This is a genomic window from Stenotrophomonas nematodicola (genome assembly GCF_009467805.1).
In the GTDB taxonomy this organism is placed as follows: Bacteria; Pseudomonadota; Gammaproteobacteria; order Xanthomonadales; family Xanthomonadaceae; genus Stenotrophomonas; species Stenotrophomonas nematodicola.
On record NZ_WIAY01000005.1, the window covers coordinates 272,987 to 281,341 of the forward strand.

Below are 8,355 nucleotides of genomic sequence, written 5' to 3' on the forward strand. Positions count from 1 at the left end.
GGAACGTCCCATGCTCTCAGGCTTCGATGGGCTCCGCTTCTCACATTGGCACCCGCAGATCCGTGACGATGGTGTCGTGGTGCTCAGCCTCGACCGCCAGGACAGCAGCGTCAACGCCATGTCGCAGGACGTGCTGCTGGAACTGGGCGACCTGATCGAGCGCATCGCCATCGACCCGCCCAAGGCGGTGGTCATCCAGTCGATCAAGGCGGCCGGCTTCATCGCCGGTGCGGACCTGAAGGAGTTCCAGGAGTTCGACCGGCGCGGTACCGTCAATGACGCGATCCGCCGCGGCCAGAGCACATACCAGAAGCTGGCCGAGCTGCCCTGCCCGACCGTGGCGGCGATCCACGGCCACTGCCTGGGCGGCGGCACCGAGCTGGCGCTGGCCTGCCGCTACCGGGTGGCCTCCAACGACCCCTCCACCCGGATCGGCCTGCCGGAAACCCAGTTGGGCATCTTCCCGGGCTGGGGCGGCAGTGCACGCCTGCCGCAGCTGGTGGGCGCGCCGGCGGCGATGGACATGATGCTGACCGGCCGCAACCTGTCGGCGTCGGCTGCGCGCAACATCGGTCTGGTCGACAAGGTGGTGGCACCGGCCGTGCTGCTCGATACCGCCGTGGCGCTGGCGCTGACCGGCACGACCCGCCCGTTCAAGCAGCGCGCGACCGCCTGGGCGACCAACACCTGGCTGGCACGCAGGCTGCTGGCCCCGCAGATGGCCAAGCAGGTCGCGCGCAAGGCCCGCAAGGAGCACTACCCGGCGCCCTACGCGCTGATCAACACCTGGGCGCGCGCCGGCGGCAGCCCGATCCAGACCCGCCTGGATGCCGAACGCCGAGCTGTGGTCAAACTGGCCAGCACCCCGACCGCGCGCAACCTGATCCGCATCTACTTCCTGACCGAGCGGCTGAAGGCGCTGGGCGGCAAGGACCACGGCATCACCCATGTGCACGTGGTGGGCGCCGGCGTGATGGGCGGCGACATCGCCGCCTGGTCGGCCTACAAGGGCTTCAACGTGACCCTGCAGGACCGCGAACAGCGTTTCATCGACCCGGCGATGGAACGCGCGCAGGCGCTGTTCGCCAGGAAGGTGAAGGACGAGAGCAAGCGCCCGGCCGTGGCCGCGCGGCTCAAGGCCGACCTGGCCGGCGACGGCGTGGCCGTGGCCGACCTGGTGATCGAAGCGATCATCGAAGATGCCGACGCCAAGCGCAGCCTGTACCAGACGCTCGAGCCGACGATGAAGGCCGACGCACTGCTGACCACCAACACATCCTCCATTCCGTTGGTGGAACTGCGCGACCACATCCAGCGCCCGGCCCAGTTCGCCGGCCTGCACTACTTCAACCCGGTGGCGCAGATGCCGCTGGTGGAGATCATCCACCACGACGGCATGGCCCCGGAAACCGAGCGCCGGCTGGCGTCGTTCTGCAAGGCGCTGGGCAAGTTCCCGGTGCCGGTGGCCGGCACGCCCGGCTTCCTGGTCAACCGCGTGCTGTTCCCGTACATGCTCGAAGCCGCCACCGCCTACGCCGAAGGCGTTCCCGGGCCGGTGCTGGACAAGGCGGCGGTGAAGTTCGGCATGCCGATGGGCCCGATCGAACTGCTCGACACCGTCGGTCTCGACGTGGCCGCCGGCGTGGGCAAGGAACTGGCACCGTTCCTGGGCCTGCAGATTCCCGCCGCCCTGCAGACCGTTGAACAGGGCAAGCGCGGCAAGAAGGATGGCCAGGGCCTGTACAAGTGGGAGAACGGCCGCGCGCAGAAGCCGGACGTGCCGGCGGGCTACGCAGTGCCTGCCGACCTTGAGGACCGCCTGATCCTGCCGCTGCTCAATGAAGCCGTGGCCTGCCTGCACGAAGGCGTGGTCGCCGACGCCGACCTGCTCGATGCGGGCGTGATCTTCGGCACCGGGTTCGCCCCGTTCCGCGGCGGCCCGATCCAGTACATCCGCGCCACCGGCGCCGATGTGCTGGTGGAACGCCTGAAGGCGCTGCAGCAGCGTTACGGCGACCGTTTCGCACCGCGCCCGGGCTGGGACGATGCGGTGCTGCGCGAGCCGGTGATCTGACGCACGCCGCACGATCAGGGGCCGCCGGATAGACCCCGGCGCTACGGATGCAGCAACGCCACCGCAAGGTGGCGTTGCTGTCTGCGCGTCAGACGGTCACGGGCCGCCGCACCACGGCCTTTGACCCGCCCAACGCAACACCCTGTTGCCCGCACGGGTCATGCGCCTGCCCCACCCGCATGCCATCCTTGCGTCTGTCCCCGCCAGCGAGATCGCCCGCATGACCACCATCATCGCCCCCCGCGTGCACGACATCGGCGGCCTGCAGGTGCGCCGCGCGGTGCCTACCCTGCAGGCACGCAGCGTCGGGCCGTTCGTGTTCGTCGACCAGATGGGCCCGGCCGTGCTCGGTGCCGGTACCGGCATCGATGTGCGCCCGCATCCGCATATCGGCCTGGCCACGGTCACCTTTCTGTGGTCCGGCGCCATCGGCCACCGCGACACGCTCGGCTCGGACCAGGTGATCCGTCCCGGCGACGTCAACTGGATGACCGCCGGCCGCGGCATCGCCCACTCCGAGCGCACCCCGCCGGTGGAGCGCGAACACGACCATCCGCTGCACGGCATGCAGACCTGGATCGCGCTGCCCAGGAGCGCCGAAGAAACCGACCCGGCCTTCCATCACCATGCCGCCGCCACCCTGCCCCAGCAGCGCCGCAACGGTGCCTGGCTGCGCGTGATCGCCGGGCGTGCGTACGGCGAGGAGTCGCCGGTGAAGGTGTTCAGCGACACCCTCAACGTGGCCATCGACCTGGACCCGGACGGCGAGATCGATCTGGATACCGGCCACGTGGAGCGCTCGCTGTACATCCTCGAAGGCGAGGCGCAGCTGGACGGCGTGGACGTGCCGGCCCAGCACCTGATCCTGCCCGAACCGGGCGCACGCGGCCGCCTGCGCGCCAAGACCCCGGTCAAGGCGATGCTGATGGGCGGCGAACCGCTGGATGGCCCGCGCCACCTGTGGTGGAACTTCGTCTCCAGTTCCAAGGAGCGCCTGGAGCAGGCCAAGCACGACTGGGAAGCCGGCGCCTTCGGCACCATTCCCGGCGACGACAAAGAGTTCATTCCCCTGCCGCAGGCCTGACCCTGCCGTTCGTCGGCACGTTGACGCCACACTCACACCGATGAACATCGATTCAGCTACGGTCTGCCTGCCCATCCCGGGCAGACCGCGTGGAGGCATCGATGAGCATGGGCAAGCGACTTGCGGCCGAGTTCCTCGGCACGTTCTGGCTGGTGCTGGGTGGTTGTGGAAGTGCGGTACTGGCGGCCACGTTCGGCGGTGACGGCAATCCCCTCGGCATCGGGTTTCTCGGCGTGGCGCTGGCCTTCGGCCTGACCGTGCTGACCGGGGCCTATGCGTTCGGCCATGTGTCCGGCGCGCACTTCAACCCGGCCGTCAGCATCGGCCTCTGGGCCGGCGGCCGCTTTCCGGCGCGCGACCTGGTGCCTTACATCGTCGCCCAGGTGCTCGGTGGCCTGCTGGCGGGCGTCATTCTGCTGCAGATCGCCTCGGGCGCACCCGGCTTCGCCATCGATGGCAGCCAGGCCGGTGCATTCGCCAGCAACGGGTACGGTGCACTGTCGCCTGGCGGGTACAGCGTGGCGGCCGCCTTCCTGTGCGAGGTGGTGCTGACGGCGGTGTTCCTGATCGTGATCATGGGGTCCACGCATGGCCGGGCACCGGCCGGGTTCGCCCCGATCGCGATCGGCCTGGCGTTGACGCTGATCCACCTGATCAGCATTCCGGTCACCAATACCTCGGTGAACCCGGCGCGATCCACCGCAGTGGCGTTCTTCGCCGGCAGTGGCGCGGTCGGGCAGCTGTGGCTGTTCTGGCTGGCACCGGTACTGGGCGGCCTGATCGGCGGCGTGGCCTGCAAATGGATCGGCGCCGAGCCGCGCTGAGCCGGGCGACGGGCAGGCCGCCACGGGCTGCCCGATAGGGCACGCTGCACTACGGATTCACATTCATTTGAAACTGATATTTGTAGATCGAATCACATTCCGCTACCGTCCGAATCACCAGTCCGTCACCTGACGGCTGGCGCCTCCGGGACGCGCATGGGGATATGCGCAGCCATCGGCCTGGGTTTCCGCGGCCACCGGATCGCGCCTGCCTGACGCGGACCCGGCCATTCCGACCCTGGGGGAAAGCATGAACGTCCTGCGCGCCGCTGTATGCCTGAGCCTGTTGTCGTCCGCCGCCGTGGCATGGGCGCAATCGCCGTCCGAGTGTCCTTCGCTGCCTGCCGGCAGCGGCCTGCAATGGCATCAGCAGGCACAGTCCGACTTCATGCTGTGCAAGGCCAGCACCGCCGATGGACGCGAGGTGCTGAGCCTGATTCTCAGTGCGCGCGATCCCGCGCTCACCCTGACCCGTACGCTGCGCCAGGAAAAAGGCGGTTTCGCCGGCGAGTCGATGTACTGGTACCAGCCGGACCTGGGCGGCCAGAAACCGCCGGGCTACGACACCCGCCGCGTGGCGGTGGTGAAGTTCGACAAGAACCGCTATGCGCAGATCGCGCTGTACGCCGACAACGCGCAGGAACTGGACACGCTGCAGTCGCTCACCCAAGGAATGAACCTGACGCCGACGGCGGTTGCCGCGGGGCGCTGACGGTGCAGCAGCCGCCGAGCCAGGCTCGGCGTCACCGTCCGCTTCCGGGTGTCAGGAGCTCAGAAACGGCCTTCCTGGAAGTCCACAAAGGCCTGCATCAGCTCCTGGCGGGTGTTCATCACGAACGGCCCGTGGCGCATCACCGGCTCACGCAGCGGCCGGCCCGCCACCAGGATCAGCCGCGCGCCGTCGGCACCGGCCTGGAGGTCCAGGCGCTCGCCGCCGCCGAGCACCGCCAGCTCCTGGCGTGCCACCGGCCGCGCATCCTCGCCCTGCCCGACCGTCAGCCCGCCTTCGAAGACGTACGCGAAGGCGCTGTGCCCATCCGGCAGATCGTACGACCAACCGGCACCGGCGCCGAGGGTGATGTCCAGGTACACCGGATCGGTCGCCGGCTGGACGATCGGCCCGGTCACGTCGCCGACCTGCCCGGCGATCACCTTCACCTGCACGCCGTCGGCCGGCTGCGCCACCGGAATGCGCTCGGGCGCGAACTCCTGGTACTTCGGGTCGGTCATCTTGTCGCGCGCCGGCAGGTTCACCCACAGCTGGAAGCCGCGCATCTGGCCGGATTCCTGTTCGGGCATTTCCGAATGCACCAAGCCGCGCCCGGCGGTCATCCATTGCACGCTGCCGGGAGTCAGCAGCCCCTCGTTGCCGTGGTTGTCCTTGTGCCGCATGCGTCCATCGAGCATATAGGTCACGGTCTCGAAGCCACGGTGCGGGTGGCTCGGGAAGCCGGCGATGTAGTCCTCGGCGCGATCGGTGCCGAATTCATCCAGCAGCAGGAACGGATCCAGGTCGGGCAGCGACGGCCCGCCGATCACGCGCGTCAGGCGCACGCCGGCGCCATCGGAGGTGGCCATGCCACGGATGGTGCGCAGCACGCGCACGGGGTTGGGGCTGCTCATGTCGACTCCGACGGGTGGGGACGGGATACAACATGGGCGCCGCGCCCGCTGCCGCCAACCGCCACGCCCGCAACCGATTGTTCCAGTGGTGGCGTGCGCCCACCGTGCAGGCCGCGCGCATGACCGCTGCCGCTGTCCGCATCCCCACGCCGCCCGCGTTGCGACCTACGACCAAAGTACTAGCGGCACGCCCCCGTCTTCGCATTGACCCTGTCGGTGCCAAGGCGGACTCTTACGATGTTCTCCAGGGAGACGCACACTCATGAAAGGTTTTTCCAAGCTGGGCTGGGCGGCGCTCGCGCTGCTCGGCGCATTCTGTCTTGGCACCGTCGCGCTGCGCCGGGGCGAACACATCAATGCCTTGTGGATCGTGGTCGCCGCGGTCTCCATCTATCTCATCGCGTACCGCTTCTACAGCCTGTTCATCGCCGACAAGGTGATGCAGCTCGACCCGACCCGGGCGACACCGGCGGTGATCAACAACGATGGCCTGGACTACGTCCCGACCAACAAGCACGTGCTGTTCGGCCACCACTTCGCCGCCATCGCCGGCGCCGGCCCCCTGGTCGGTCCGGTGCTGGCCGCGCAGATGGGCTACCTGCCGGGTCTGTTGTGGCTGGTGGTCGGCGTGGTCCTGGCCGGCGCGGTGCAGGATTTCATGATCCTGTTCCTGTCCAGCCGCCGCAACGGCCGTTCACTGGGCGACCTGGTGCGTGAGGAAATGGGCCAGGTGCCCGGCACCATCGCCCTGTTCGGCGCGTTCCTGATCATGATCATCATCCTGGCGGTGCTGGCGATGGTGGTGGTCAAGGCGCTGGCGGAGAGCCCCTGGGGCATGTTCACGGTGATCGCCACGATGCCCATCGCGATCCTGATGGGCATCTACATGCGCTACATCCGCCCGGGCAAGATCGGCGAGATTTCCATCGTCGGCCTGATCCTGCTGCTGCTGGCCATCTGGTACGGCGGCAAGGTCGCGGCCGATCCGGTGTGGGGCCCGGCCTTCACCTTCACCGGCATCCAGATCACCTGGATGCTGATCGGCTACGGCTTCGTCGCCTCGGTGCTGCCGGTGTGGCTGCTGCTGGCCCCGCGCGACTACCTGTCCACCTTCCTGAAGATCGGCACCATCGTGGCGCTGGCGATCGGCATCCTGATCGTCATGCCCGAACTGAAGATGCCGGCGCTGACCCAGTTCGCCGCCAGCGGCGACGGCCCGGTGTGGAAAGGCGGGATGTTCCCGTTCCTGTTCATCACCATTGCCTGCGGCGCGGTCTCAGGCTTCCATGCGCTGATTGCCTCGGGCACCACGCCCAAGCTGCTCGCCAATGAACGCCACATGCGCTACATCGGCTACGGCGGCATGCTGATGGAATCGTTCGTGGCGGTGATGGCGCTCGTGGCGGCCTCGATCATCGATCCGGGCATCTACTTCGCGATGAACAGCCCGGCCGCGGTGATCGGTGCCGATGCGGTATCGGCCGCGCACTACATCACCAACACGTGGGGCTTCACGATCACGCCGGAGCAGCTGCAGGCCACTGCGGCGGCCATCGGCGAACCGACCATCCTGCACCGCGCCGGTGGCGCACCAACGCTGGCCGTGGGCATCGCGCAGATCCTGCATGAAGCCATCCCCAGCGGCAGCAACGCGATGATGGCGTTCTGGTACCACTTCGCGATCCTGTTCGAGGCGCTGTTCATCCTCACCGCAGTGGATGCCGGTACGCGTGCGGGCCGCTTCATGCTGCAGGACCTGCTGGGCAACTTCATCCCCGCACTGAAGAAGACCGAGTCCTGGACGGCCAACATCATCGCCACGGGCGGCTGTGTGGCGTTGTGGGGCTACCTGCTCTACACCGGCGTGGTCGATCCGTTCGGCGGCATCCAGACGCTGTGGCCGCTGTTCGGCATCTCCAACCAGATGCTGGCGGGGATCGCGTTGATGCTGGGCACAGTGGTGCTGTTCAAGATGAAGCGCGACCGCTTCGCCTGGGTCACGGCCGTGCCGGCGGTATGGCTGCTGATCTGCACCACCTACGCCGGGCTGATCAAGATATTCGACAGCAACCCGGCCCAGGGCTTCCTCGCCCAGGCGCACAAGTTCCAGGATGCGATCGCCACCGGCACCATCACCGCGCCGGCCAAGACCGTCGGGCAGATGAATCAGATCGTGGTCAACGCCTACGTCAACACCGGCCTGACCGTGCTGTTCCTGTTCGTGGTGTTCTCCATCCTGGTCTACGCGGTCAAGACGATCGTGCAGGCGCGTCGTTCGCCGGTGCGTACCGACAAGGAAACCCCCTACGTGGCACTGCAGCCGCACCAGATGGCGGACCTGTGATGAGTACCGAACTGGTTCCCGTCGGGCAATACCAGGCGCACCGCCGGCTGTGGCGGCGCCTGGTGCAGACCGCACGGCTGTGCTGCGGCATTCCCGACTACGACAACTACGTGCGGCACGTGCTGGAGAATCATCCGGACCGTGAACCGATGGACTACAAGACCTTCTTCCGCGAGCGGCAGGAAGCCCGCTACGGCGGGAGGAACGGCGGTCGCTGCTGCTGAAAGGCTCCGAACGGCTGACCTGTCCGCCACAGGCTGACACTTGTGGCGGGTTCTACCCCGAAATCACGGACGGTTCTAAAAGAGCTGCAACCTTCTGATCCTGCCTGGCGACCCTTCGCCGCATCCTTGGGTTGTGGCGTCGCTCGATGTAGTCAAACACATCCGCTCGTGCTGCATCCAGT

General features: G+C 67.8%; 7 protein-coding genes and 1 pseudogene. 6 read left to right on the forward strand and 2 right to left on the reverse strand.

All coding sequences use genetic code 11. From position 1 onward, the window contains the following. The first annotated feature begins 10 nt into the window (after positions 1-10). The 4 genes from GDJ08_RS15780 to GDJ08_RS15795 all read left to right on the forward strand — a co-directional run bounded on the left by GDJ08_RS15780 (position 11) and on the right by GDJ08_RS15795 (position 4,694). Complete coding sequence (locus GDJ08_RS15780; RefSeq protein ID WP_153165227.1) at positions 11-2,074, forward strand: 3-hydroxyacyl-CoA dehydrogenase NAD-binding domain-containing protein; 2,064 nt, start codon at positions 11-13, stop codon at positions 2,072-2,074. A gap of 220 nt (positions 2,075-2,294) precedes the next feature. Continuing rightward, entirely contained in the window at positions 2,295-3,158 is an 864-nt protein-coding gene (locus tag GDJ08_RS15785; protein WP_136003193.1) for a pirin family protein, read from the forward strand. Positions 3,159-3,259: 101 nt separating this feature from the next. Further along, a complete protein-coding gene (gene aqpZ / locus GDJ08_RS15790) occupies positions 3,260-3,982 on the forward strand; it encodes an aquaporin Z (RefSeq protein WP_136003117.1) in 723 nt (240 codons plus the stop codon). 250 nt (positions 3,983-4,232) lie between these two features. Beyond that, positions 4,233-4,694, forward strand: a complete 462-nt coding sequence (locus GDJ08_RS15795; protein ID WP_153165228.1) for a hypothetical protein — start codon at positions 4,233-4,235, stop codon at positions 4,692-4,694. Positions 4,695-4,753: 59 nt separating this feature from the next. On the opposite strand, the gene GDJ08_RS15800 is transcribed toward GDJ08_RS15795, so the two are convergent. Beyond that, entirely contained in the window at positions 4,754-5,605 is an 852-nt protein-coding gene (locus GDJ08_RS15800) for a pirin family protein (RefSeq protein WP_136003115.1), read from the reverse strand. 262 nt (positions 5,606-5,867) lie between these two features. Between GDJ08_RS15800 and GDJ08_RS15805 the strand changes: the two genes are divergently transcribed. Further along, positions 5,868-7,949: a carbon starvation CstA family protein gene (locus GDJ08_RS15805; RefSeq protein WP_153165229.1), complete on the forward strand. Its 2,082-nt coding sequence runs from the start codon at positions 5,868-5,870 to the stop codon at positions 7,947-7,949. Beyond that, complete coding sequence (locus GDJ08_RS15810) at positions 7,949-8,173, forward strand: YbdD/YjiX family protein (RefSeq protein WP_136003113.1); 225 nt, start codon at positions 7,949-7,951, stop codon at positions 8,171-8,173. Before GDJ08_RS15805 ends, GDJ08_RS15810 begins: the two co-directional genes overlap by 1 nt. A 52-nt stretch (positions 8,174-8,225) precedes the next feature. Here GDJ08_RS15810 and GDJ08_RS15815 read toward each other — a convergent pair. After that, positions 8,226-8,355 (reverse strand): annotated as a pseudogene (locus GDJ08_RS15815) (IS3 family transposase); the annotation flags it as partial.